The 26,221-nt window shown below is 69.8% G+C and carries 21 protein-coding genes; 12 read left to right on the top strand and 9 right to left on the bottom strand.

Annotated elements, in window-relative coordinates:
- The 6 genes from IFT89_RS07305 to IFT89_RS07280 form a co-directional block, all read left to right on the top strand.
- The coding region (locus tag IFT89_RS07305) for a tetratricopeptide repeat protein (protein WP_202938612.1) at nt 1-1,514 on the top strand (1,514 nt) is incomplete at its 5' end.
- Nucleotides 1,515-1,712: 198 nt separating this feature from the next.
- Entirely contained in the window at nt 1,713-2,252 is a 540-nt protein-coding gene (locus tag IFT89_RS07300) for a hypothetical protein (RefSeq protein ID WP_192018946.1), read from the top strand.
- Entirely contained in the window at nt 2,249-2,578 is a 330-nt protein-coding gene (locus IFT89_RS07295) for a hypothetical protein (protein ID WP_192018947.1), read from the top strand. The genes IFT89_RS07300 and IFT89_RS07295 overlap by 4 nt, the downstream gene beginning before the upstream one ends.
- A 75-nt stretch (nt 2,579-2,653) precedes the next feature.
- Nucleotides 2,654-3,940 carry an amidohydrolase gene (locus IFT89_RS07290; RefSeq protein WP_202938611.1) on the top strand — a complete coding sequence of 429 codons (1,287 nt, stop codon included), beginning with the start codon at nt 2,654-2,656 and terminating at the stop codon, nt 3,938-3,940.
- Nucleotides 3,937-4,338, top strand: a complete 402-nt coding sequence (locus IFT89_RS07285) for a YbjQ family protein (protein ID WP_079704464.1) — start codon at nt 3,937-3,939, stop codon at nt 4,336-4,338. The genes IFT89_RS07290 and IFT89_RS07285 overlap by 4 nt, the downstream gene beginning before the upstream one ends.
- 102 nt (nt 4,339-4,440) lie before the next feature.
- Nucleotides 4,441-5,745 (top strand): glycoside hydrolase family 125 protein, encoded by a 1,305-nt coding sequence (locus IFT89_RS07280; protein ID WP_307783471.1) that lies wholly within the window; start codon nt 4,441-4,443, stop codon nt 5,743-5,745.
- 26 nt (nt 5,746-5,771) lie between these two features.
- On the opposite strand, the gene IFT89_RS07275 is transcribed toward IFT89_RS07280, so the two are convergent.
- From IFT89_RS07275 to IFT89_RS07250, 6 genes are all read right to left on the bottom strand, one after another.
- Nucleotides 5,772-6,401, bottom strand: a complete 630-nt coding sequence (locus tag IFT89_RS07275; RefSeq protein WP_202938610.1) for a response regulator — start codon at nt 6,399-6,401, stop codon at nt 5,772-5,774.
- The gene (locus IFT89_RS07270; protein ID WP_202938609.1) at nt 6,398-7,693 is read right to left on the bottom strand and encodes a sensor histidine kinase; all 1,296 of its coding nucleotides are present in this window, start codon (nt 7,691-7,693) and stop codon (nt 6,398-6,400) included. The genes IFT89_RS07275 and IFT89_RS07270 overlap by 4 nt, the downstream gene beginning before the upstream one ends.
- A gap of 86 nt (nt 7,694-7,779) precedes the next feature.
- A complete protein-coding gene (locus tag IFT89_RS07265) occupies nt 7,780-8,640 on the bottom strand; it encodes an ABC transporter permease (protein ID WP_202938608.1) in 861 nt (286 codons plus the stop codon).
- Nucleotides 8,637-9,560 (bottom strand): ABC transporter ATP-binding protein, encoded by a 924-nt coding sequence (locus tag IFT89_RS07260; RefSeq protein ID WP_202938607.1) that lies wholly within the window; start codon nt 9,558-9,560, stop codon nt 8,637-8,639. Before IFT89_RS07260 ends, IFT89_RS07265 begins: the two co-directional genes overlap by 4 nt.
- Before the next feature lie 183 nt (nt 9,561-9,743).
- On the bottom strand, nt 9,744-10,319 hold the full coding sequence (locus IFT89_RS07255) for a hypothetical protein (protein ID WP_202938606.1): 576 nt from the start codon (nt 10,317-10,319) through the stop codon (nt 9,744-9,746).
- 98 nt (nt 10,320-10,417) lie between these two features.
- Nucleotides 10,418-11,758 (bottom strand): MATE family efflux transporter, encoded by a 1,341-nt coding sequence (locus IFT89_RS07250; RefSeq protein WP_307783470.1) that lies wholly within the window; start codon nt 11,756-11,758, stop codon nt 10,418-10,420.
- Between the two features lie 185 nt (nt 11,759-11,943).
- On the opposite strand from IFT89_RS07250, the gene IFT89_RS07245 reads away from it, so the two are divergent.
- Nucleotides 11,944-13,362, top strand: coding sequence for a hypothetical protein (locus IFT89_RS07245; RefSeq protein ID WP_202938605.1), 1,419 nt, complete (start codon nt 11,944-11,946; stop codon nt 13,360-13,362).
- Between the two features lie 519 nt (nt 13,363-13,881).
- Here IFT89_RS07245 and IFT89_RS07240 read toward each other — a convergent pair.
- Nucleotides 13,882-16,782, bottom strand: coding sequence for a VTT domain-containing protein (locus IFT89_RS07240; protein ID WP_202938604.1), 2,901 nt, complete (start codon nt 16,780-16,782; stop codon nt 13,882-13,884).
- Between the two features lie 150 nt (nt 16,783-16,932).
- Between IFT89_RS07240 and IFT89_RS07235 the strand changes: the two genes are divergently transcribed.
- Nucleotides 16,933-18,912, top strand: coding sequence for a M13 family metallopeptidase (locus IFT89_RS07235; RefSeq protein ID WP_202938603.1), 1,980 nt, complete (start codon nt 16,933-16,935; stop codon nt 18,910-18,912).
- Nucleotides 18,913-19,337: 425 nt separating this feature from the next.
- On the top strand, nt 19,338-20,777 hold the full coding sequence (gene argG, locus IFT89_RS07230; protein ID WP_202938602.1) for an argininosuccinate synthase: 1,440 nt from the start codon (nt 19,338-19,340) through the stop codon (nt 20,775-20,777).
- Between the two features lie 495 nt (nt 20,778-21,272).
- On the opposite strand, the gene IFT89_RS07225 is transcribed toward argG, so the two are convergent.
- A complete protein-coding gene (locus IFT89_RS07225) occupies nt 21,273-21,917 on the bottom strand; it encodes an SAM-dependent methyltransferase (RefSeq protein WP_202938601.1) in 645 nt (214 codons plus the stop codon).
- Between the two features lie 280 nt (nt 21,918-22,197).
- A complete protein-coding gene (locus IFT89_RS07220; RefSeq protein ID WP_202938600.1) occupies nt 22,198-23,742 on the bottom strand; it encodes a leucyl aminopeptidase in 1,545 nt (514 codons plus the stop codon).
- An 87-nt stretch (nt 23,743-23,829) separates the two neighbouring features.
- Here IFT89_RS07220 and IFT89_RS07215 point away from each other — a divergent pair, with 87 nt between their 5' ends.
- From IFT89_RS07215 to IFT89_RS07205, 3 genes are read left to right on the top strand one after another with little or no spacing between them, the layout of a single operon-like run.
- Nucleotides 23,830-24,606 carry a hypothetical protein gene (locus IFT89_RS07215; RefSeq protein WP_202938599.1) on the top strand — a complete coding sequence of 259 codons (777 nt, stop codon included), beginning with the start codon at nt 23,830-23,832 and terminating at the stop codon, nt 24,604-24,606.
- Between the two features lie 15 nt (nt 24,607-24,621).
- On the top strand, nt 24,622-25,383 hold the full coding sequence (locus tag IFT89_RS07210) for a type IV toxin-antitoxin system AbiEi family antitoxin domain-containing protein (protein ID WP_202938598.1): 762 nt from the start codon (nt 24,622-24,624) through the stop codon (nt 25,381-25,383).
- The gene (locus IFT89_RS07205; protein WP_137242797.1) at nt 25,373-26,146 is read left to right on the top strand and encodes a nucleotidyl transferase AbiEii/AbiGii toxin family protein; all 774 of its coding nucleotides are present in this window, start codon (nt 25,373-25,375) and stop codon (nt 26,144-26,146) included. Before IFT89_RS07210 ends, IFT89_RS07205 begins: the two co-directional genes overlap by 11 nt.
- Nucleotides 26,147-26,221 lie beyond the last annotated feature (75 nt).

The following is a 26,221-nucleotide window of genomic DNA, read 5'->3' as shown; positions in this document are numbered from 1 at the left end:
ACCGCCCGCGGCGCGACCACGCGGTGCCGCTCCTGGAACCCTCGGTCGCCGCCGTCGGACCGGCCGCCGCAGCCCTGTTCCGGCGGCTCGGCCTGCTCCGCGGCCCAGTACGGCTGGACGTCGTCGGGACACTGCTGGACGACGCCGGCGCGGATGCGCCGACCTCGGTGAGCCTGCTCCGTCGCCTGGCGGACATGCACCTGGCCACCGTCTCGGAGCGGACCGTCGAACTGCACCCGCTCGTCCACACCGCGGCCCACCGGCTCGGGGTCGAGCAGGAGCGCCCGTCGGTCCTCGTGGTGCTGGCCGAGCGTGTGTTGGACCGGTTCCGCGAGTTGGTCGGCTCCGTCCGCGTCGACGCGTCCCTCGCCGACGGGCTGGTGGCCGCCGCAGCGCTCGCGGTCGACCAGCGGGCGGGCGACGCACTCGCCGCGCTCGTCTTCGACGTGGTGGAGCCGGTGGGTGATGCCGGCTACTGGAGCCATGCGGCCGAACTCCTCCAGCTCGCCGCGCCGTTCGTGCCGCGGGACCGACGAGGCACGACCGCGGAGCTCCTCGCCCGCGCCTTCGAGAAGCTCGGTCGGTACGACGACGCCCTCGACCACCTGCATCGGGCGAGCCGCCTCCTCACCGAGGAGCAGCCGGGTCGCACGATGAACGTGATCGCCAATGTGGAACGCCAACTGGGACGGATGGCGGAAGCCGAGCAGTCGTATCTCCGCGCCGCTCGGATCGCGGCCGCGGCCGGCAATCCGATCACGCGAGGGCGCGCGCTCGGCAACCTCGGCAATCTGGCGCGCATCACGAGCCGGTATCGCCGGTCGGAGCGGTTGTTCGATCTGGCCGAGGCGGTGAGCACTCGAGCCGGGGACGACGTCAATCTGACGATCGTCGAGTCGAACCGTGTGCTCCTGCTCCAGGCGCAGGGCCGGTTCGACGAGGCGCTCCGGCGCTGCGCGACCCTGCTCGAGCACGGCGGTGCCGGCGTCAACCGCGGATACCTCCTCACCCAGCGCGCCATGATCCTGCTGGACCTCGACCGTGTGGCCGAGGCGGAGGCGGCCCTGCTCGCGGCAGGGGCGGACGACGGCGGTCCGACGACGTTCGACGAGGACGCCGAGATCGCCATCCAGCTCGCCCAGGTCGCTCGTCGACGCGGAGACCTCGTCGAGGCCGCGCGTCTGGCGGACACCGCCCTGGCCTCGGCCGAGCGTGTCGGCTACCCACTCCTCCGCTCCGACGCTTGCAGCACCCTCGGCGAGATCGCCGCCGATGCCGACGACGCCGAGACCGCCGAGCGCTGGGCGCGATGCTCGCTCGAGCTCGCCGAACTGCTCGGTGACCGGGTCGAGCAGGCGCGGGCGTTCGAGACGATCGGGAGGGCGGCGGCGATCCGCGGCGACCGGGCGGCGGCCGACGCCGCGTCCACCGCCGCAGTCGACCTCCTCAGCGCGGTCGGCCACTGGCGAGCCACGGCCGTCCAGACGATGCGCGCGGCTTCCCTCCGACCCTGACGGCGGAAACCAGTGGACACGCGGCAATCGGCGGTCCTCGGCGCCCGGACGTTCGGGCTCGTTCGGGTGACTGGTCCGCGGTCGCCTCGATCCGCCACGATCATGCCGGAGCGAGCCGTGCGGCGAGCCCGAGACAGACCGACATCCGGCCGGACGACGCAGCTCGTCGGCCCATGCCAGCAGAAGGACGAACACCCCATGACGCGACACCGACCATCGACGAACCGGCTCAGACGACTTGCCGCTGGAGGCGGGCTGTTCGTGCTCGCCGCCACCCTCGCAGGGTGCTCCGGAGGTGACGTCTCGGTCGGAGACACGGCGACGGTCACCCTGCCGGCGAAGACCGCGGGGAACGGTGATCAGGACTTCGCCGTCACGGTCGCCTCAGTCGACGAGGCTCCGGCCGAGGTGGCCGATCAGATCGAGGGTGACGACGACGTCTACTTCGCGTCCATCGAGTTCGCCTACACGGGCGATGCTGCCGCCGAGGTGCTCGCCGTGCCGTGGAACAACGTCTTCGCACGGCTGTCGGACGGGAGCCTCCTCGAGGCCTCGTTCATCGGGCTCACCGAGTGCAGCGGCACACCGGAGGATCCGGTCGCCGCCGCCGACGACCTGGTCGCCGGTGAGACGGTCACCGTCTGCGTGCCACTGTCGTCGACCGACGGTCTGGAGGTGACCGGCGTCTACGTCGGCACCTCCGACGGTGGCTCGGGCGGGACGGTGTGGAAGCGATGACCGGCGTGCACGAGCCCGGGCGGGAACCTGTGCGCGAACCGGATCGATCCGGCCAGGAGGAGACGCCATCCCAGTGGTCCGTGGAGGAGTGGGGGAGTTCACCGTTCGGCTGGTTCGTCGGCGCGGGGATCGGTCTCCTCGCTGCGATCCTGTGCTTCACCCCGATCTGGGACGAGGTCGCCGGGCGGAGCACCGGACGCCGCGCCGGGTTCGGTGCGCTGCTCGCGGCGATCGGACCGTTCGGTGTCGCGGCGATCGCCCTGGCGGTCGCGGTCGTGTTCGTCGTGGTCGGCCTCCGGAAGCGTCGCGCCGGCGAACGGAGCTGAGCGGCCGGTTCGACGCGCTCCCGGTGCATCGCGAGCCCCAGGTCGTAGGGTGGAGGCGACGCTCGAAGGAGACCCATGACCGACCAGCCCATCGCCACCGCAGCACTCGTCCAGCAGGAGGCGGCGTCGCTCGCCGTGTCGCTCGCGCCGGTGTACCAGGATCTGCACGCCAATCCGGAGCTCTCCTTCGCGGAGCACCGGACGGCCGCCCTGGTCGCGGATCGCATCACCGGCCTCGGGTACGGGGTCGCGACGGGGATCGGCGGCACCGGTGTCGTCGGTGTCCTGGAGAACGGTGAGGGACCCACGGTCCTGCTGCGGGCCGACATGGACGGGCTGCCCGTCCTGGAGGAGACGGGCCTCGACTACGCGAGCGTCGCGCGCGGGGTCGACCCGGAGGGCAACGACGTCCCGGTCATGCACGCCTGCGGCCACGACGTCCACGTCACCTGTCTGCTGGGTGCCACCGAACTGCTCGCCGCACGGCGCGACACCTGGTCCGGGACGCTCGTCGTCCTGTTCCAGCCGGCCGAGGAGGCCGGCGGCGGTGCGCAGGCGATGATCGACGACGACCTCTACGCACGCGTCCCGAAGCCCGACATCGTGTTCGGCCAGCACGTCGGTCCGCTGCCTGCCGGTGTCGTCGGCACGCACGCCGGTCCGTCGTTCGCCGCGACCGACGCCTACCGCGTCACCTTCCACGGCCGCGGCGGGCACGGATCCCGCCCGCAGTCGACGATCGACCCGATCGTGATGGCGGCGTCGGCGGTCGTCCGCCTCCAGAGCATCGTGTCCCGCGAGGTCGCCGGAACCGACACCGCGGTGCTCACCGTCGGCACGATGCACGCCGGCACCAAGAACAACATCATCCCCGACACCGCGCAGATCGGCGTCAACATCCGCAGCTACGAACCGCACGTGCGCGACCGCGTCGTCGGCTCCATGGAGCGCATCATCCGCGCCGAGGCCGCCGCGTCGGGCGCCGAGCGGGAACCGGTGATCGAACACACCGAGACCTTCCCGGTGCTCGTGAACGATCCCGCGGCGACCGGTGCGGTGACGGCGGTGTTCGCCGACGCGTTCGGTGCCAATCGCATCGTCGACCCCGGTCTCGTCACGGGGAGTGAGGACGTCGGCATGCTCGCGACGGCTGCCGACGCTCCCATCGTCTACTGGATCCTCGGTGGCGCCGATCCACAGGCGTTCGCGGCGGCCTACGCCTCGGGCCGCATGGAGCAGGACCTCCCCGGCAACCACTCCTCGAAGTTCGCTCCGCTCATCCACCCCACCCTCGACACCGGCATCGCAGCGCTCTCGCTCGCGGCACTGTCGCGTCTGGCCGGAACGGCGGCCACCGCATGATCGTCGTGACGACGGACACCGTCGCCGGACACCGCATCGACGCCGTCCTCGGCGAGGTCGTCGGGCTCACCGTGCGAGCTCGCGACTGGGGCTCCTCGATGTCGATCGGCTTCTCGGCGCTCGGCGGCGGCGAGGTCCCGGGGATGACCCAACTGCTGTTCGAGTCCCGCCAGGAGGTCATGCGACGCCTGGTGGCCGACGCGGAACAGCGCGGCGCAAACGCGGTCCTCGCGATGCGTCTCGAGACCACCGACATCGGCGGTGCGTGGACGCAGCTGACCGCCTACGGCACCGCGGCGTACCTCGTCCCGATCCCCGCCGGGGAGCCCGGAGCGACCGGCCAGTCCGCCTACGCGGCGGAACAGCCGGACGCCCCGAAACCACGCGGCGACGTCTGACGGTGGGGTGGAACACGGGGCGCGCCCCCTCGTTCCGACCTGCGCTGACCTGACTCGACCTGACCCGCCCGATCACCGCGCCGACGCAGACGGAGGAGACCCGTGACCGCTTGGATCGACGAACTCATCACCGAGGTGACCACGGCTGTGCGGGAGCGCAGTGACGAACGGGTGGCCGAGATGTTCGAGCGTTGCTTCGCCGACACCCTGCACAGCACGATGACGCCCATGCCGGACGGCACCGTCTTCATGCTCACCGGCGACATCCCGGCGATGTGGTTGCGCGACTCGAGCGCCCAGCTCGCGCCCTATCTCCACTTCGCAGCCGACCACCCCGAGCTGGCCGAGCTGCTCGTCGCGGTCAACCGCCGGCAGTTGGACGCGATCGCGCTCGACCCCTACGCGAACGCGTTCAACGCCGAGCCGAACGGACACGGCCACCGCGACGACCGCACCGACGCGTCGCCCTGGGTGTGGGAACGCAAGTACGAGATCGACTCGCTCTGCTACCCGCTCCAGCTCGCACACGACATCTGGCTGGCGACGGGGCGCCGCGACCACCTGGACGCGCGGTACCGCTCCGCCGTCGTCGCGGCGATGGAGGTCTGGCGGGTCGAACAGCACCACGAGGAGCGCTCGCCGTACCGGTTCCAGCGGTTCGACGCGCCGCTCTCCGACACGCTCGTCCGCGACGGACTCGGGCCGGAAACGGCGTGGACCGGGCTCTCATGGTCGGGGTTCCGGCCAAGCGACGACGCAGGGCGGTACGGCTACAACGTTCCCGGCAACCTCTTCGCCGCGGTGACGCTCGCCGGGGTCGAATCGATCGCCACCGATGTGCTCGACGACGCGGCACTCGCCGCGGAGGCCGGTGCGCTCCGACGCGAGCTCGAGACCGCGATCGACGCCCACGGTGTCGTGACGACCGATCAGTACGGCGACGTCTACGCCTACGAGGTCGACGGGTTCGGCAACGCGCTCCTGATGGACGACGCCAACGTGCCGAGCCTGCTCTCGCTGCCGTTCCTCGGCTGGTGCACGCCCGACGATGCCCGGTATCTCGCCACCAGACGGTTCCTGCTCAGCGAGGGCGACCCGAGCTACTTCGTCGGGTCCGCCGCCCGTGGCATCGGGAGCCCGCACACACCCCACGACCACATCTGGCCGATCGCCCTGTCCGTCGAGGGTCTCACCTCGCAGGACGAGCAGGACCGCGCCCGTCTGCTCGACACGCTGCTGCGGACCGACGCCGGCACGGGGGTCATGCACGAGTCGTTCCACAAGGACGACCCCGACACCTTCACCCGCCCCTGGTTCTCCTGGGCGAACGCGATGTTCTGCGAGTTCGTCCTCGACGTGGTGGGTCTGCGCACGCACGTGCGGCGTCCCGTGCCGCGAGGGGACTGAACGGACCCGCCGCCTCGTGCGCCGGCTCAGAGCAGCCGCAGCTCCTGTGCACGGGTGACGGCCCGGGTCCGGTCGGCCACCTCGAGCTTCTCGAACACGTGCAGCAGGTGCGTCTTCACCGTCGACTCCGAGATGAAGAGTGCCGCCGCGATCGCCCGGTTGCTGTTGCCGGCGGCGACGAGCGCGAGGACCTCGAGCTCGCGAGCGCTGAGCTGGGGGCGGGTTGGTGTCCCGCCCTGCATGCGGCCCACGAGTGTCGCCGCGATCGTCGGCGCGAGCACCGTCTGACCGGCGACCACCGAACGGATGCCGGCCAGGATCTCCTGCTCGGGCGCCGCCTTCAACAGGTAGCCGCTGGCTCCGGCCTCGATCGCGCCGAGGATGTCGTCGTCGGTCTCGTAGGTCGTGAGCACGAGCACTCGGACGCCTGGCACTCGCTGCACGATGCGCGCCGTCGCCTCCGCACCGCCGAGGACCGGCATGCGCAGGTCCATGAGCACGAGGTCCGGCCGGTGCTCCTCGGCAGCCGCGACCGCCGCAGCGCCGTCCGCCACCTCGGCGACGACCTCGAGGTCGTCCGCGCGCCCGAGCAGTGCGACGATGCCCGATCGCACGATGGGGTGGTCGTCCGCGACGACGATCCTGATCCGTGTCATCGTCCCTCCTCCGTGGTCCCGGAGCTTGTCGAAGGGCCGCCGGCCGAGACACCGTCCGCGCTCCCTGAGCCTGTCGAAGGGCCCGCTTCGATCGTCACCGGCACTCGCACCCGCACGGTCGTCCCCGCTCCGGCGGCACTCGTGAGTTCCACCGTTCCGCCGAGCAGCGTCACCCGGTCGTGCATGCCGTGCAGCCCGAAGCCTGCGCCCGGACTGGTCCCGAGCAGTGCGCCGTCCGGGTCCGCGATCCCGACGCCGTCGTCGGAGATCCGCAGTTCGGCCCAGCCGTCGTCGACGGTGAGCGCCAGCTCGACGCGGTCGGCGGCGGCGTGTTTCCGGATGTTCGCGAGACCCTCCTGCGCACTCCGGAGCAGCACGACCTCGGGCGCCCGTTGGAACCGTTCGGACGGAGCGTCGATGTCGACGGCCACACCTGTCTCGCGGGCGAACCGCTCGCCCAAGCGGCGGAGGCTGTCACCGAGCGTCGTGTCGGCAGCCGGCATCGCCGCCGTCGTGGCCACGAGGGATCTCGCCTCGCGGAGGGCGTCGCGTGCCGTGCTCTCGATGAGGTCGATGCTGTCGAGGGCGGCGATCGGTCGACCGTCCAGCGGGGAGGCGTCCGGCGTGCCCGCGACGGTCTCGCCGACCTCGGAACGGGCGCGTTGCGCGAGCAGCACCACACTCGTGAGGCTCTGCGCGATGGTGTCGTGGATGTCGCGAGCCATGCGTTCGCGTTCGGCGGCAGCCCCGGCCTCTCGGCTCGCTCGCTCCGATTCGGCCTGAGCGGTCTGCAGACTCACGAGGAGTCGTGCCTTCTCGTCGCCGAGCTCGGCGATCCGGGTGATCCAGAGACCGAGGGACAGCGCGAAGACGAGCGAGACGCTCTGGATCGCGAGCCCCTGCAGGATCACGTCGGGGGTGGCGCCCAGCCCGACGATGAAGCCGACGGCCAGGGTCGCTGCGCTCGCGATGTTGAGGACGATCGCGTTCCGGGTGTTCGGCGTCAGCACCCACAGCAGCGGGAACACGAGGCACTGCAGCGTCAGGACGTTCGGGGAGAACGCCGTCCCGACGGCGGTGAGGGCGATGAGGGTGATCGCGAACCAAAGCCCACCCTGCGGACGCTCGAGGGTGCGTCGCCCGGCCGTGTAGTAGACGAGGCAGAGCGCCGCCAGCACGATCCAGACGCCGACGACCCGTTCCGGTGCCCCGGCCGCGCTGACGCTCACGAGCGCACCGACGATCACGCACCCCGCGCCGAACGCGACATCCCACCACCGTCGTCCGTCCATGTCCCAACCCTCCCATCCCTGCCCGCGAACTGTCACTTCCTGCCAGTTCCGGCGGCGTACACCCACCGGAACTGACAGTTCGCGGGCTAGGAGCGGCGGACCCAGCGGAAGGTGAGGCGGGTGAGGACGAGGCCGACGACCGCCCAGACGACGAGGACGAGCGCGACCATCGGGAGGTCCCAGCCCCCGGACGGCTCCTGCGAGGCGAACCCCTCCGGCAGGAAGACGGAACGCATGCCCTGCGCGATCCACTTGAGCGGGAAGACACTCGCGACGCTCTGCAGCCATTCGGGGAGCATCGTGAACGAGAGGTAGACGCCGGAGATGAACTGCAGCACGAGCACGATCGGGATGATGACGGCCGTCGCGCTCTTGCCCGTGCGGGGGAGCGCCGACAGGGCGATACCGAGGACCGCCGACGTGGCGATGCCGAGCAGGTAGATCCAGGCGAAGGTGAGCCACCGCTCGGGCTCGGTCGGCAGGGTGACGTCGAACAGGAACCGCGCGACGAGGAGCAGCAGCGCGATCTGGAGCACCGAGGTGACGAGGACCTGCCCCATCTTCCCGAGGAAGTAGGAGATCACCGGGAGCGGGCTGCCGCCGAGGCGCTTGAGCGTGCCGTCGCTCTTCTCCGTCGCGATGTCGGTCGCGAGGTTCTGGACGCCCGAGAGGAGGATGCCCGCGGCGATCATGCCGGGGAGGTAGAAGGCGGCCTGGCTGACCCCGCCGGTGCCGTCGGGTGCCTCGCCCACGTTCCCCATCGCGCTGAACGCGGTCGAGAAGATCGCGAGCATCACGACGGGGAAGAGGAAGGTGAAGAACACCTGGTCGCCGGAGCGGAAGTAGATGCGGGTCTCGTAGCCGATCCGGCTCGCTCCGAGTCGGAGGGTGCGTCCGCGGGGGAGTGTCGGGACGAGCGTGTTGGTGGTGCGGTCGATGGTGGTCATGCGCCGACTCCTGTCGTGGTGACCTGCGTGGCCGGTGACGGTGCTTCGGATGGGGTGGCTGGCGCCGCAGCGGCGTCGGCCGCGTGGACGAGCCCGAGGTAGATGTCCTCGAGGCTCGGGCGGATGACCTCCAGGTCGCGCGGCTCTCCGCCGAGTGTCGCCGCGAGATCGGCGACCCGTGCAGCCGGTGCCTCGGTCCGTTCCTCGTGGAGGCCGTGCTCGTCGCGCCAGCGCACCACGGGGATCCGGGCCTCGGCGCCGCCGATCTCGTCGACCGCGCCGATCTCCACGAGTCGACCCGCCGCGATGACGGCGACGCGGTCGGCGAGCTGGGCGGCTTCGTCGAGGTAGTGGGTGGTGAGGAGGATGGTCGTGCCGTCACGTTTGAGCGAGCGGATGAGCTCCCAGAACTGCCGACGTGCCTCAGGGTCGAACCCGGTCGTCGGCTCGTCGAGGAAGAGGAGGGCCGGGCGGCCGACCACCCCGAGCGCGACGTCCACCCGCCGACGCTGGCCGCCCGAGAGCTTGCCGATGCGCGTGCCCGCCTTGCTCGTGAGCCCGACCGCCTCGATGACCTCGTCCACATCCCGAGGGTCCGCGTAGTACCGGGCGAACTGTGTGAGCTGCTCCCGGACCGTGACGTTGGCGGCCTCGGCACTCGACTGGAGGACGATGCCGAGACGGGCCTTCCAGTCGAGACCGCCCTTCGCCGGGTCGACACCGAGGACGCTCGCCTCGCCGCCCGTCCGGTGCCGGTAGCCCTCGAGGATCTCGATCGTGGTGCTCTTCCCGGCACCGTTCGGGCCGAGGAGGGCGAAGGTCTCGCCCGGGTGGATGTCGAAGGAGACCCCGTCGACGGCGGTGAAGTCGCCGTACTGCTTGCGCAGCCCGCGGACCTCGATGATCGGTCGTGTGCTCATGGTGTCCATGCTCGTCCGCTGCGGCGCGCACCGGTAGCGGTGGAGGGGCTGATCCTCGTATCCATCGATCGGTTGATGCGCGAGCCGCCTGGCGCACGGGCGCGTCTGCTCGGTCGGTCGACGCGCACGAACGCCCACCCGCCCGACGAGGGCGGATGGGCGCTGGCGTGACGCTGCGGCCGCCTAGCCGAGTGCCGCGGTGGAGACGACGACGACGAGGTCCTCGACGTTCTCGAACCCGGCGGTCTCCTGGGTGAGCTGGGTGAACGGGATGCCGATGATCGTCAGCCCGTCGAGCGATCCGGTGAACGTACCGGCGGCTTCGGTCACGCTCGCGCCACCGGCCGTCGCGTTCGCGGCCGCTGCGGTGAGGGAGGCAGCGCCGCCGGAGAGGACGGCGTAGCTGCCCGAGGCGGCACCCGCTTCGTAGCTGAGGATGCACACCGTCGGCAGGTCGCCGAGGACCGCGGCCGGAGCGAAGGTGGCCTTCGCCGCGGCGACAGCGGCTGCCGGGACCGCGACGCCGCTGGCTGCGCTGAGCGTGTTGACCTGCTCTTCGGTGCACTTCGTCGCGCCCGATGCCGGCTCTTCCTGGGCAGCGTCCTCCGTGGCCTCGGGCGCGGTCGTGGCGCTCGTCGAGGGTTCGGAGTCGGCCGGTGCGTCGCCGCTACTGCAGGCGGCGAGCCCGAAGAGACCGACGACGGCGACGGCGGTCACCGCGGAGACGCGGAGACGGTGATGAGCGGAGCGAAGTGACATGGTGGTTCCCCCTGGAATCGTGAGCGTTGACGGATGCTCAGGTCCAGGATGGTGGACCGAGGCGGCAGCCTCAATGGGGACAACTCCCCAGTTGTCGGTCAGGCCCCGGTGCGCATCCACGCCGTCGTGCGGGCTCGAAGCCCGAGGGTGGTCGCGCGCGCACCGAGGTAGCCGACGAAGAAGGTGAGCGCCAACCAGGTGAGCCCGGTCTGCCCGCCGGGTGCCCAGGCGAGGACCGCGAGCGCGAACGGCAGGAAGACGAGCGTGTTGAGCAGCCCGGTGATCGCGAGGTACTTCGCGTCTCCGGCGCCGATGAGGACGCCGTCGAGGACGAAGACGACGCCACCGAGCGGGGTGGTGACGGCGAGCACGATGATCGCGGGCACGATGAGCGCCGCGAGGTCGGGGTCGCTCGTGAAGAGCAGGCCGATGACCGGGCTCGCCAGCGCGATGAAGAGGCCGAGGACGATCCCCGAGCCGACGCCCCACTGCAGGCAGCGGACGAGGACGGCGCGCACCCCTGCCACGTCGCCGGCCCCGAGCCCCTTGCCGACGAGCGCCTGCGCGGCGATCGCGAGGGCGTCGAGCGCGAAGGCGAGGGTGGCGAAGAGGGTCATGACGAGCTGGAACCCGGCGAGTTCGTCGGTGCCGAGGTCGGTCGCGACGAACACGGCGATGAGCATCGCGGCGCGGAGGCTGACCGTGCGGAGGAACAACCATCCGCCGGAACGGGCCGCGCCACCGAGGCCGGCGCGGTGCGGGCGGAGACTCGCTCCCGTCCGACGCACGTGGCGCAGGACGACGACGAGGTAGGCGACGACCATGCCCCACTGCGCGATGACGGTGCCGATGGCGGATCCCGCGATGCCGAGTCCGAGGCCGTAGATGAAGAGGAAGTTGAGGCCGATGTTCGCGGCGAACCCGGCGCCGGCGACCACGAGAGGCGTGGTGGTGTCCTGCAGGCCGCGGAGGAGCCCGGTCGCACCGAAGACGAGCAGCATGGCGGGGATGCCGAGCATCGAGATGCCGAGGTAGGTGTCGGCCTGCTGGGCGACGGCGTCCGTCGCGCCGAACAGCCCGACGAGCGTGGGGGAGAGGAACCATCCGGCCGCACCGATCACGACACCGAGCCCGAGCGACAACCAGAGGCCGTCCACCCCGAGCGACACCGCGCCGCGTTCGTCGCCGTGACCGAGACGCCGGGCGACCGCGGGCGTCGTCGCGTAGGCGAGGAACACCATGAGGCCGATGACCGTCTGCAGGACCGCGCTCGCGACCCCGAGGCCGGCGAGCGGCACGACGCCGAGGTGGCCGATCATCGCGGAGTCGGCGAGCAGGAACAGCGGCTCCGCCATCAGCGCCCCGAGCGCCGGGACCGCGAGCCGGAGGATGTCGCGGTCGACGGGTCGCAGCCGTCGCCTGTCCTGTCCCGTGGTCACCCGCCGAGCCTAGCCGCGGGTGGTGACAGCGCGGGTGGTGTCGGCTCGACTGACGCACCGTGCTACGACTACCGCACCAGCAACGGCACACTGAGCTTGGGGAGGTCACGCAGCCAGCTGGTCTCGGGTGCGTCACTTGCGCTTCCCATCGCGGCATGTCGGTGGGGTGACGCTATCGTTCGTCTATGCCCACGGAGCCTCGACCGCAGTTTCTAGGTCGACTCTCCCCCAACGCTCGCGGCTGGATCATCGTCGTCGGTGTGATCGTGTATGTAGTAATCGGAGGGCTGCTCCTCCTGTTCATGCCAGATCAGCTTCTCAGCCACTGGTTCCCAGATCTCGAGGACCGAGAACGTGCGGCGTTCCTTGGCTCAGCCGCGCAGGTGGTGCTTTTCGGCCTAGGTGGGGTGATCGCTGTTGTGGGTGTTGGCCTCAGCCTCGCGCGACACGCAGAAGAACTACTCGCAGCCGAGGTTGATCGCAAACGAGCGGCACTGCAATCGCAAGTACACGGATTCGAGCGCGAAAAAGAGGACCGTCGACGGGCCGAGATTCGAGAGCAGCGGGACATCGAGATCGAGCGCGAGTTGCGCGGTCGCTTTGTGTCGGCGGTCGAACTGATGGCCTCGTCAGACACGATGAAGCGAACTGCCGGCCTATATTCATCTGCCGCGCTAGCTGACGACTGGCAGGCGTTTCGTCGAAACGAAGACGCACAGGCCTGCATCGATGTGATTTGTTACTATTTGAGATCGCCACTGCCGCGCAACGAAGGAATCCCGGATGCGCCTGAGGTTGCTGTGAGGCGGAGTGGTTATGCGATACTTCGATCTCGGCTGAACGTCCCCGTGTCAAGCGGGTCGTGTCGATGGTCAGGATTCTTGATTAATCTGCGAGATGCGCCGTTAGTCTTTAACGTCGACCTCTCGGACGTACTTCTGGACGCCAACACCGTCGTCGATTTGAGTGGCGCGATACTCGAGGGACAAGCGACGTTGAACATGGATCGGGCTTCAGTGAGGGACGGGGGATCCCTGCGTCTGGACGGCGCAACAATCCTGGGGGCGTCGTCGATATCTCTGATTGACTCTGAACTGCGAGATGAGGGATCCCTGACTGCGTCAGATCTGACGATCAGCGAGTCGGCAGGAATTACTGCGTCTGGCTTGAAGATTAGCAACGCCGCGCGAGCCATTCTGGGCGGGAGCATGTCGGACGACAGCAAGCTGGTGCTGTACGGCGCAAGGCTCAGCGATTCAGCCGTGCTCAAAGTCGCAAGTGCGATGTCGAATCGATCTTCTCTCATGGCCAACCGCATCGTGGCTTCGGATAGCGGCATCGTGGATTTATCCGGTACAACAGCGAATGGCGAGGCGCATTTGCGGCTATCCGACTCGGGTGTTGAAGGCGATGGCGCTATATGGACCGAACACGTAACGCTGTCGCATGGTGACTTAGAGTACGTAGAAGGAATGCAAGAGAACGACCTCGGGAAGAATGTTCGAACGCGCCTCGTGCGGAGCGAGAATCGCGTCGTCTTTGGTCCAGGAACTATCGTGGGTGCTGCCGGGCTCGCGGATGAGGAAGATCCCCTCCTCGATTAAATGAGACATCCATGCACTCCAAGTTGCTGTTGCCATGACATCGAAGACCCTGGCGACAGGCCCTGTGCGGGAGGAAGTGCCCTAGAGTGTCCGCATGCACCCCGTATCTCCATCGAGTTGTTGCTTCGAGATCGCATCTTCCGCTGAGGGTGAAGCAGTCGAGCCATGCGCGGCCTGTCAGGAAGAGCTGTCAGGTGTGACGCGATTGACCTTCAAAGAACTGGATGCGCCAGATAGCCTGCTCATTATCAATATAAAGGCATCGAAGCTGGATCGGGGCTGGGGAGGCGCTATGGTTCAGTTTCTTCAAAATGCCCGACCGACACGCAGGAAGTGGTATGCCAATTCCGTCAATGTTGAATCGGAGTGGTTTTGGGAGAAGCTGAAGCTAAGAGGCACCGTGACTCTGCTCCAGAGGGACGATACTCCGTTCGTCCCGAGCGGGCCGCCGCCTTCGTACCCGCCCGGTGGGCCGGCGCAATAGATAGGCGGGCCACCGGGTCAACCTGAGGGGTGTCGTTACCGCGCGAGCAGCGACCCGCTCAGGCCAGGGAGATCGCGCAGGCGGATGCCCGTGAGGAAGCCGGCCGCGGCGGCGTAGGCGACCCGTGGTTGGTCGGCGTCCTCGCGGCAGGCGAGGAACAGCGGCACGGCGGTGGCGCCCAGGCGCTCGGCGACGTCGGCGATCTCCGCGAAGCCGATGAGCGGGTCGACCCGGTGGGCGATGCCGGCCATCGTGCGCACGGCGACGCCGTCGGGCTCGGTGCCGTCCTGTGCCAGCCCGGAAGCAGCGAACGAGACCAAGGACGCACCTTCGGACGAGAATCGTCGGCAGGCGTCGGTCAGGGCCCGCTCGACGGCTCGGCTGGTCTGTTCCCCCGACGCTGGACCCGCACCCGCCGTCCTTCCGGCGTCGTCCTTCGGCAGTGCGCGCCGGACCGCATCGAGCGCCCACCCGTGCACGGTGCCGCCGGCCCCGGGGATCGGCAACCAGGACACCGCCGCGAGCACGGCACCTGCGGCGTCCGTCACGACGGAGACCCGGACCGCGGCGGTCGGCTCCTGGTCGTCGCCGTCGGGGGCGTCGATGCTCGAACCCACCGTGAGACCGAGCTCGGGCACGTGCCGGTCGGACACCCACACCGAGGACAGCGCGCGGATCTGGCTGCGGAGCTCCCAGGGCAGTTCACGAGCGGGCAGCAGGATCGAGGTCGTCGAATCCGCGCCGGCGGCTCCCGTCGCATCGTCCGGACCAGCGGGTTCTGATGCATCCGCCCCGCTGAGGTCCAGCACGAGGTCCTGGCCGAGCGGCGACACCCGCCACCCCTCGGGCACGATGCGCGCGTCGCGAGTGGCGAACACCGCCGGTGTGAGCCCCTCCTGCTCGGCCGCCGTCGCGAACGCCGACACCGCGGCGACTGCACCGCCGGGGTCGCCGATCGGCTCGCCGAGGGCCAGCGCGACGCCGGCATGCTGCTGGTAGGCGACCGCGTGTCCACCGTCGGCCGTGACGAACACCCGGTTCTCGGGCCGGAGTGCCGAGGCCGCCAGCGGTCCGCCGCCGTGTTCGCGCAGCAGCTGCGCCGCCCTGGCGCGTGCTCGCCGCGCACCGGGTCCGATCGCCCCGGGCAGGCGTCGCCTGGTCTGGTTCGCCGCGACCCGGAACGCGTGGCGCGACAGCACGAGGACCACCGCCTGTCCCACCCACAGGACGCTCGCGGAGATCCAGATGGTCGACGCCACGAGCGGCACCTGGGCCAGCCAGGCGAGGGCGATGAGGGCGAGCGTGACCAGTAGGTTGCCGACGGTGAGCACCATCGCCGCCCACCAGGCCCAGCGGTGTCCACGGCGGAGCCAGTTCGCGATCACCAGGATCGCGACGGTGTCGACCCCGACGTCGAGGATTGAGCCCTGCGTCAGGGTGGTCGAACCGAGCGGCCCGTCGAGCGGCACGAGGGCGACGAGCAGCTGCACCGCACCGATCACGAGCAGTCCGGAGACGGCGAACAGCCGCCAGTCGCGCATGGTCGGTCGCGGGGTCGACCGGTGCTCGCCGAGGAGCAGCCGGGCGACGACGACGAAGACGACGGTCGTGATGAAGTGCTCGAGGTCGTCGATCTTCCCGATGTAGAGGACCGCGATCGACACCCACGACAGGAGCAGCAGCCGCCAGCGCAGCCGGTAGGGGGAACGCATGAACGCGGTCGCGGTCGCGACGCAGGCGAGGATGCCGCAGCTCGGACCGACGTCGAGCGTCGTCACGAGGGACTGCGCCCACGGCCAGTCGAGCCGGGCCAGCGCCAGAGCCGCGCCGAGGGCCCCGAGGACACCGACGAGATGGCCGGCCACGAAGATCGCCGACGCCCGCAGCGTGCCGAATCGGACCTCGACCCACCCGCCGAACACGGCCGCGCCGACGATCGCGATGAGGTAGGCGAGCGGGTCGGCGGTGATGAACATGCCCGTCAGGACCGTCCACCAGCGCCCGGCTTCAAGGCTCGGCACCCCGTAGGCGAATGCCGGATACCAGGCGGCCTGGTCGATCGGGCGCCACAGGCCGCCGGTCACGACGCCGAGGGCGACGAAGACGGTGACGAAGGCGGTGGTCGCGGGGGTCGTCCGCAGGGCCCAGCGCAGCGGCGTCAGGACGACGGAGATCGCGGCGCGCAGATCGGTGCGGACGGGGGCCGAGCTGGCGGCCCGGGTGGTCGGCGTGTCCATTCGGGCGTCGGCGTCGGTCGTGGCCGGGACCGACCCGGATGGCGACAGCAGTTCGTCGAGCTCAGCCTCGGTCATCGACACGGGCGCGCGATCGGCGGCCGGCTGGGCAGCCCGACGACGGATCCGGAACACGACGACCACCGCGATCACGACGGCCGCGGCACCGGCCAACGCGAGCGCCGCCCAGGAGAAGCGGTGCAGGAACTCGGTCGCGGCACTCCCCAGGACGGTGACGACCGTCACCACGAGCGAGGCCCAGGCGATGCCGCCCGCCGCGTTGGCGACGAGGAAGTGCGGGTACGTCATGCGGAACATGCCCGCGAGCGGTCCGGAGAAGATGCGGAGGACGGCGATGAACCGTCCGACGAACACCGCCCACGGCCCCCACCGCCGCATGAGGTGCACCGCGGCGCCCAGTCGCTTCGGCCCCACGTGCTTCGGGAATCTGCGGTTCAGCACCGACAGGAGTCGCCGGCCGTACCGCTTGCCGATCCAGTAGCCGATCGAGTCGCCGAGGATCGCACCACCGGCGGCCGCAGCGGCGACGAACACCGGGTTCAGGCCGCTCGACGCGGCGAGGAGGGTCGCCCCGATGAGCACGGTCTCTCCCGGCAACGGCACGCCGAGGCTTTCGACGGCGACGACCAGGAAGACGACGAGGAGCAGGACGCCGGGCGGGAAGTCGGCCAACCAGTCCACGCGGGCTCCTTCCGGCCGGGTGGGTCAACGGTAGTCCCTCGTTCCCCGAAGCGCTCGCGACGCTCCTCCACAGGACTCGGTCCAGAGCGGCACGCCCGCTCTGAGAGAACACCCGAGCCGTGGTCAGGTGCCGTCGCTAGGCTGATCCGCATGACTGACGCGCAGCTCGCCTCCGGCATCGACCGCTCCGAACTCGACTTGGCCGTGCGGCCGCAGGACGACCTCTTCCGCCACGTGAACGGCAAGTGGATGGACCGTACCGAGATCCCCGACGACAAGGCCCGCTGGGGTTCCTTCCACCAGCTGGCGGAAGACGCCGAGAACGCCGTCCGCGACATCATCGAGGAGTCGCAGACGAACCCCGACGGCGAGGAGGGCGTGAAGATCGGCGCCCTGTACGCCAGCTTCATGGACGTCGACCGGGCCAACGCCCTCGGAGCGACCCCGCTCGCCGACCAGCTCGCCCGCGTCGCAGCGGTCGACTCCATCGAGTCCTTCCTCCGCCTGTCCGGCGAGTTCGAGGCGGAAGGCGTCGGCGGCTTCCTGCAGCTCTTCGTCGACAACGACCCGGGCAACCCCGAGCGCTACCTCGTCTTCGCCGAACAGGGCGGTATCACGCTGCCCGACGAGTCCTACTTCCGTGAAGACACCTTCGCCGAGATCCGCGACGCCTACCGCGCACACCTCCAGACGATGTTCGAGCTCGCCGGCATCGACGACGCTGCCGCACGCGCCGACCGCGTATTCGCCCTCGAGACGGCGATCGCGTCCAAGCACTGGGACAACGTCGCCACCCGCGACAGCGAGAAGACGTACAACCTGTACTCGTGGGACGAAGCGGCGGCGCTCGCCGCAGGCGCCGACCTCGACGGCCCGAACCTCGCCGTCTGGCGCGACGCGATCGGCGCCGCCGACGACGTGTTCGCCGAGATCGTCGTCCGCGAGCCGAGCTTCCTCGAGGGCCTCGGTGAGCTCCTCGTCGCCGAGCAGCTCGAGTCCTGGAAGGACTGGCTGGCCTGGAAAGTCGTCCACGGTGCCGCTCCGTACCTCTCCGAGGAGTTCGGTCGCGCCAACTTCGACTTCTACGGCAAGACCCTCACCGGCACGCCGCAGCAGCGCGAGCGCTGGAAGCGCGGCGTCTCGCTCGTCGAGGGCATGCTCGGCGAGGCCGTCGGCCGCATCTACGTCGACCGGCACTTCGGCGCCACGTCGAAGGACGAGATGGACGTCCTCGTCGGCTTCCTCGTCGAGGCGTACCGCGACAGCATCGAGAACCTCGAGTGGATGAGCCCCGAGACCCGCACGCGCGCGCTGGAGAAGCTCGACAAGTTCACGCCGAAGATCGGTTTCCCCGTGAAGTGGCGCGACTACTCGGCGCTGGAGCTCGAGGCCGACGACCTGCTCGGCAACGTCCGTCGTGCCAGCCGGTTCGAGATGGACCGAGAACTGGGCAAGATCGGCAAGCCGCTCGACCGCGACGAGTGGTTCATGACGCCGCAGACGATCAACGCCTACTACAACCCCGGCTTCAACGAGATCGTGTTCCCCGCCGCCATCCTCCAGTACCCGTTCTTCGACGCCGGTCGCGACGCCGCCGCGAACTACGGGGCGATCGGCGCGGTCATCGGTCACGAGATCGGGCACGGCTTCGACGACCAGGGGTCGAAGTTCGACGGCGACGGCCGACTCACCGACTGGTGGACCGAGGCCGACCGCGCGGCGTTCGAGGAGCGCACCGCGTCGCTCATCGAGCAGTACAACGCGCTGGCTCCCGCCCAGGTGCCCGACCACCACGTGAACGGCGCCCTGACGATCGGCGAGAACATCGGCGACCTCGGCGGGCTCGGCATCGCCTGGAAGGCGTACCTGCTGTCGCTCGAGGGCGCTGAGCCGCCGGTCATCGACGGCCTCACCGGCGCGGAGCGGTTCTTCCTCTCCTGGGCGCAGGCCTGGCAGCAGAAGGGACGCGACGCGGAGGTCATCCGTCTGCTGTCGATCGACCCGCACTCGCCGAACGAGTTCCGATGCAACCAGATCGTCCGGAACATCGACGCCTTCTACGAGGCGTTCGGCGTCACCGAGTCCGACGCAGCATGGCTCGCCCCCGAGGAGCGCGTCACCATCTGGTAGCCGACCTGCCGGTCCCTGTCCCCTCACCACCCGGTCCCTGAGCTTGTCGAAGGGCAGGGCTTGTCGAAGGGTCGGCTCCGCCTGTCGCCCCCTGCCGATGACCCCAGTAGTGGGACATGCGGAAGGCCGGTGGACGCTGCGAGAATCACTCTGGAGTCGACGAATCGTCATCCCGATGCACTCGAGAAGCTCATGGCGCGAGACCCGAACAGCGCCTGAGTGGACCTGGTCCGATCCGTCCGGTTCACAGCAGCGTCGCCGTCGATATCGCCACAGCCCCCGCCGTCCCCCGGCCCGGGCGAGGCGGTACCGGCGGCGACGTGCTCCGCTCCGGTTCATTCGCCCATTCTTGGGCGAATGGGCCTTCCGTCGCCCAAGAATGGGCGAATGAACACCGTGGCGCGCGAACCCGTAGAATCGCAGGCGTGTCTAAAGTCTTGAGCAGCCTCCCCGTCGGCGAGCGCGTCGGCATCGCCTTCTCCGGAGGTCTCGACACCTCCGTCGCCGTCGCCTGGATGCGCGAGAAGGGTGCCATCCCGTGCACCTACACCGCCGACATCGGCCAGGCAGACGAACCGAACATCGGCGCCGTCCCCGACCGCGCCAAGGAGTACGGCGCCGAGATCGCGCGCCTCGTCGACGCGAAGTCGGCGCTCGTCGAGGAGGGCCTCGTCGCCCTCCAGTGCGGTGCGTTCCACATCCGCAACGCCGGCAAGACGTACTTCAACACGACGCCGCTCGGCCGCGCCGTGACGGGCACGATGCTCGTCCGCGCGATGAAGGAGGACGGCGTCGACATCTGGGGCGACGGTTCCACCTACAAGGGCAACGACATCGAGCGGTTCTACCGCTACGGTCTGCTCGCCAACCCGCGCCTGCGCATCTACAAGCCGTGGCTCGACGTCGACTTCGTCAACGAGCTCGGTGGCCGTAAGGAGATGAGCGAGTGGCTCGTCGCCCGCGACTTCCCGTACCGCGACTCCACCGAGAAGGCGTACAGCACCGACGCCAACATCTGGGGCGCCACCCACGAGGCCAAGCGCCTCGAGGAGCTCAGCTCCGGCATGGAACTCGTCGCGCCGATCATGGGCGTGCCGTTCTGGCGTGAAGACGTCGCGATCGCCTCCGAGGTCGTCACCGTCACCTTCGAGGCCGGTCGCCCGGTCGCGCTCAACGGCGTCGAGTACGCTGACGCGGTCGCGCTGGTCCTCGAGGCCAACGCCATCGGTGGTCGGCACGGCCTCGGCATGAGCGACCAGATCGAGAACCGCATCATCGAGGCGAAGAGCCGCGGCATCTACGAGGCCCCCGGTATGGCGCTCCTCCACATCGCGTACGAGCGTCTGCTCAACGCGATCCACAACGAGGACACGGTCGCCAACTACCACAACGAGGGTCGCCGACTCGGCCGCCTCATGTACGAGGGCCGCTGGCTCGACCCGCAGTCGCTCATGCTGCGCGAGTCCATCCAGCGCTGGGTCGGCTCCGCCGTCTCCGGCGAGGTCTCGATCCGTCTGCGCCGCGGCGACGACTACACGATCCTCGACACCTCGGGCCCGGGCCTCAGCTACCACCCCGACAAGCTCTCGATGGAGCGCGTCGGTGACGCAGCGTTCGGTCCCGACGACCGCATCGGTCAGCTCACCATGCGCAACCTCGACATCGCGGACTCGCGCTCGCGGCTCGAGCAGTACGCAGCGGCCGGCATCGTCGGCGGCGCGACCGCCGACCTCGTCGGCAAGCTCGAGCAGGGTGAGGCGCAGGAGATCCTCGGTGGCGAACTCCTCGACCCGACCGCCGACGCCCTCGAGCGCGCGACCGACCTCGCTTCCGAGGGCGCCGCATTCGACTCCGGCACCGACTAGTCGCACCACGTAACGCCGAACGCCCGCCGCACTCCAGGAGTGCGGCGGGCGTTCTGTCGTGGTCCCTCCCGTTCCGTTCTCAGGAGTCCTGCGGTGCGTCGGGCTGGAGTGCTTGCGACACACCGGACGACTCCTGAGTTGGGGCAGGAAGGCGGTGCGGTGTCCACAGCGCAGGACAACCGCGGTGTGTCCTGACCGTTCTCAGGAGTCCTGCGGTGCGTCGGGCTGGAGTGCTTGCGACACACCGGACGACTCCTGAGTTGGGGACGGCGCGGGTTCACAACTCAGGACCGGTGCGGCGTGTCCCGCCGGACACGCCGGGTGGCCGATGTGACCCGCCGGGGCCGTCCTGAGTTGTGAACCGGCCAGGGCTACGCGGGGACGGGTGACTCCGCGTGTCGACCAGGTGTTGTTGTGTCCCTCACTCAGGACTGCTGCGGCGTGTCGGGTGCGACACGCCGGCCGGGCGGCGCGACACGCTGAGACGCTCCTGAGTTAGGGACGGCGACGGAGGACGAGGACGCTGTCGTCGAGCTCGGCTGGCTCGCCGTCGGGCCCGATCGCGGCGCGCGCGACGAGTCCTGCGGTGACGACCTCCCACTCGGTCGCCTCCAGCTCCAGCGAGGCGTGGACCTCGTCGGGCGTCGGGAAGTGCGCGTGCGCGATGTGCTCGGTCGCCCAGGGCGGCGGACCGGCGTGGCCGACGACGAGGAGCGTGCCGCCGGGAGCGACCGCGGACGCTGCACGGCGCAGCACGGCCTCCCGGGGGAACTCGACGGGGGAGTGCAGGAAGGTCGCGGTGACGAGATCGAACGATGCCGACGGTTCCCACTCGACGAGGTCGGCCTGCACCCAGGTGATGCGATCGGCGACCCCCGCCTCTGCCGCGGTCGATGCTCCGAGGGCGAGCGCGCTCGGGGAGATGTCGACCGCGGTCACGGACCAGCCCTGCCGGGCGAGCCACACGGCGTCGGCGCCCTCACCGCTGCCGAGTTCGAGCGCGGTGCCGGGCGCCAGCCCGCCCACCTCGCGCTCGAGTACGGCGTTCGGCTTGCCGCTCCACACCTGGCCGCGGCTGCTGTAGCGGTGCTCCCAGAAGGCGGCGGGATCGGTGATGGCGGGCTCGTGCTCGGAGGTCATGGCATCAGCCTGCCGTGACACCGGCTGCAAACGACCGTTTCTTGCCGGAACGGCAACGGAGGTTGTCACTGGGCGGCCTTCGACACTTCGACAGGCTCAGTGACCGGGTTGCGGCTCAGTGGCCGGGTTGCGGCTCAGTGGCCGGGTTGCGGATGGGCTGATCCGGTCACTGAGCCTGTCGAAGTGCTCGCGGGGACAGACGGTCCGGTCGCCGCCCTTCGACAAGCTCAGGTGATCGGGTTGCGGCTCAGGGGACCGGGCATGGACGCCGCGTCCTGCGTCAGGCGCGGAAGTTGAGCGCCAGGTCGATCAGGAGGCGCGTGCCGTACCCGGTCGCACCCTTCGACCGCCAGGACTCGTCCGACTCCACGAGCATGGTGCCGGCGATGTCGAGGTGCGCCCACGGGATGTCGCCGACGAACTCCGCGAGGAACAGCGCGGCGAGCGTCGAACCGGCGAACCGGCCGCCGATGTTGGCGAGGTCCGCGACGTCCGAGTCGAGCTGCTTGCGGTAGCTGCGTTCGAGCGGCAGCTGCCACAGCTGCTCGTCGGTGGCCTTCGACGACGCGAGCGTCTGGTCGACGATGCCCTGGTCGGTGCCGTGCACCGCAGCCGTCTTCGTGCCGAGCGCCATGATCGCGGCACCGGTCAGCGTCGCGATGTCGACGATCGCGTCGGGCTCCTCCTCGACGGCGAGGCTCAGGCCGTCGGCGAGGACGAGGCGACCCTCGGCGTCGGTGTTCTTGATCTCCACGGTGGTGCCGTTGCGGAACGTCAGCACGTCGCCGAGCATCGTGGCCGAGCCCGAGGGCATGTTGTCCGTGCACATGAGGAACGCCGTGACGCTGCTCGTGCAGCGCAACTCCTCCAGCGCCGTCATGGCGGACAGGATCGCTCCGGCGCCCGCCATGTCCATCTTCATCGCCGCGTGGGACGGGTCGGACGGCTTGAGCGAGATGCCGCCCGAGTCGTACATGATGCCCTTGCCGACGAGCGCGAGGTGTCCTGCGGCTTCGATCGGCGAGCCGTCGTCGTCCTTCGGGGTGTACCGGAGCTTGATCATGCGCGGTTCCTCGACGCTGCCGGCGTTGACGCCGAGCAGGCCGCCGAGACCGAGCTCGATGAGCGCGTCCTTGTCGAAGACCTCGACGTCGAGCCCGTTGGCGGCGCCCAACGTCTCGGCCACCTCGGCGAGGTCGGTCGCCGTGAGGTGTCCGGGAGGCGTGTTCGCGAGGTCGCGCGCGAGGTTCGCCGAACGGGCGAGGACCTCGCCACGGTGTGCGCCGGTCGCGGTCTCGGGCAGGTCTTCAGCGCCGGCGACGAGGTGGAGCGCGACGAGCGGGGTGCGCTTCGTCTCGCGCTTCAGCTCGGTGTAGCGGTACCGGGCGAGGAGCGCGCCCTCGACGACGAGCTGGCCGGCGGAGGCCGGGTCGAGGTCGAACGATCGCGCCACGTCGAGGCCGATGCTCGCGAAGGAGGATGCCGCCCGGGCGAAGGCCGCAGCGATGTCGCGGAGGGCTGCCGGGGTGCGCTTCTCAGGCGCACCGACGCCGACCGCGATGTACGTCGGGGCGTCCTGGCTGGGGATGATGAGCGTCTGGCCGATCTCGCCGGTGAAGCCGGCGCGGGTCAGTGCCGCGCGGTCGAGTCCGAGCGCGGCGGGGATGTCGTCGGCGGCGCCGTCGGCTGCGGGGGCGACGGCCAGGCCGATCGCTTCGACGCCCTCGGGGAGTTCGATCGCGATGCTCAGCTCGACCGCCTCGGCGTCGAGTGAGGGGGTGCGGGAGAAGGTCGGCGGGATCAGCTTGGTGGGGCGGGATGGCATGCAGCGTCCTTCGTCTCGGAGTCGGGCTGGATCCATCGTATGGGCCTCACCTGGCCGCTGACGCGAGGGGTCTGGCAGGATGCCGGGATGGGTGCATGGGGAACGGCGATCTTCTCGAACGACACGGCGTCGGACATCCGCACCGAGTACCGCGAGTACGTGCAGGACCGGGTGCCGGACGACGAGGCGACGCGACGGATCATCGCGTCCTTCGCCCACCTGGTGGAGCGCGAGGACGGCGAGCTGTGGATCCCGCTCGCGGCCGCGCAGAGCGAGGTCGGCCGACTCGATCCCGACGTGCGGACGCGGGCGCTCGCGGCGATCGATCGCGGTGCCGACCTCGAGCTGTGGGCCGAAGCAGGCCCGGGGGAGGTCGCCAGGCGGGCCGCGGCCCTCGACCGCCTCCGCGAGAAGCTCCTCGGCCCGCAGCCCGCAGCGAAGCGCCTCCGCCGATCGTGGCGCCACGTGGAGGACGACCTGACGCCGGGCGATGTCCTCGCGTTCACGGCGCCGAACGGACGGACGGCCCTGTTCCGGGTCGCCGGCATCCATCGGTCCCGATACGGCGACTCACCCGAGCTCGACGTGCTCGACTGGGTGGGCGAGCAGATCCCCGGGCCGGAGACCCTGGCGACGCTGCGAGCGAAGCGCGAGCCGGCCTCGGGCAATCTGCCGGAGCGCCCGGTGGTCTGGCAGCCGCACCGCTTCCGCAAGACGGATCCGCAGTGGCACGAGGTCGGCTTCGTCCGTGTCGCACGCCTCGAGGGGTGGCCGAACCGGCCGGGCCAGACCCCGGGCCACTCCGGCCTCTGGCGGGTGCTCAACCTGGTCGTGACCCGCGACCTCCTCGACGGCACCTGGTGAGGTGAGGCGGATCGCGTGCACCTCGCCACCGCGTGCGTCGGAAGCACACCGTTTGTGCCATGCGCGACTATTCCTTTCAGTGCGCCATTTATACCCATTTTGGGTATACTCAGTGCAGTGAAGACGCATCGAGATGAAGTGGCCGGCGCAGCAGCTCTCGCGCGACGTCCTTTGAGGGTGGCGCGTCCGGCGGATCTCGCTGACGTCTATCGCAATCCCTCGAAGGAGCTGTCGCGGCTCGAGCAGTCCGGCAAGGTGGTTCGGCTTGCGTATGGGTTCTACATCGCGGTGCCCGATGACCGCATCGGCACGGACTGGAGGCCCACGCTCGAGAGTGCCGGTCTGGCGATCGCCACGGCCATGCAGGGCGATCGGGTGCCGGTCCTCATGGGCCTCGGCGCTGCTCGCTTTCATCGAGCCATCCCTCGTGCGGTCGCGGTGACCACGATCGCGGTGCCGTCGAAGCGGAATTCCATCCGGTTGTCCGCTGGTGGCGAGGTCGTGTTCGTCGCGCGTGACGTGGACCGATTGGAGGCCCGCCTCGAACGGTTGGATCTCGGGAGCGGGCTCGTCACGACGGTGGAGCAGACCGCGTTCGACCTCCTCATGCGGCCTGGGCTTGGAGGCATGTCCGCAGGAGCTGCAGAGGCGGTGACCAACCTCGCCCCTCGAGTCGATGCGGGTGAACTCCAACGGATCGCCTCACGCCACGGGCGGATGAACGATGCCGTGCGAGCGCTCATCTCGAGGCGGGAGGAGGCCGAGGATGGCAGCTGAACGGACTCCGACCCCCGGCGTCCTCAGTGCAGCCGAGCGCAGGCGAATCGAGGACCAGTTCGGCGTCGAGACCGCGCAGGTGGTCCGAGACCATCTGATCTCCCATGTGCTGGCAGCGCTTTCGGAGACCGTCGCCGACGAAGTGATCTTCTTCGGGGGCACGGCTCTCGCGCGGACCCATCTCCCGTTCCTCCGGCTGAGTGAAGACATCGACCTCATCGCCGTCGGGTCGCGGGCGCAGGTCGGCCGCCGAATCGAACAAGCGGTCCGAGGCTCACTGCAGCGGACCTTCGGTGAGGTGCAGTTCCTTCCAGGATTCGACGCGACTCGCGGTTCCGAACCGGTCGTCCTCAGCGTCGATGCCAGCAGCATCCAGGTGCAGCTCCTCGACCAGGTCGGCTACCCGAAGTGGCCGACGGAACGCCTCGAACTGGTGCAGCGGTACAGTGACGCGCCGCCCGCGTGGCTCACGGTGCCGACCCGTTCGGCGTTCGTGGCGGCGAAGGTCTCCGCCTGGGCCGATCGCAGGGCGCCGCGTGATCTGTACGACCTGTGGGCGCTCCAAGCGCACGGCGCGTTCGACGTCGAGGCGGCACGCCTGTTCGCAACCATCGGGCCGGGTGGGCGACCCAACGCACGGACCTTTGACACGGCACCGGACGGCGTCGAGTGGCAGCGCGCGCTGGCTCACCAGGGCCGTATCGACGTGGACCCGGAAACTGCGCTCACGACCGTCCGAGACGCTTGGTCGCGTCTGAGCTGACCGTACGCCAGTCTCGACCGGCATGTGGGGTGAGGCGGATCGTCGCTCGCGGGGTGCGCGGGCGACGATCCGGCG

The organism is Plantibacter sp. CFBP 13570 (genome assembly GCF_014841395.1).
Lineage (GTDB): Bacteria > Actinomycetota > Actinomycetes > Actinomycetales > Microbacteriaceae > Plantibacter > Plantibacter auratus.
Note: the sequence above shows the minus strand (reverse complement) of the source record. Positions and strands in the feature narration are given on the sequence as shown.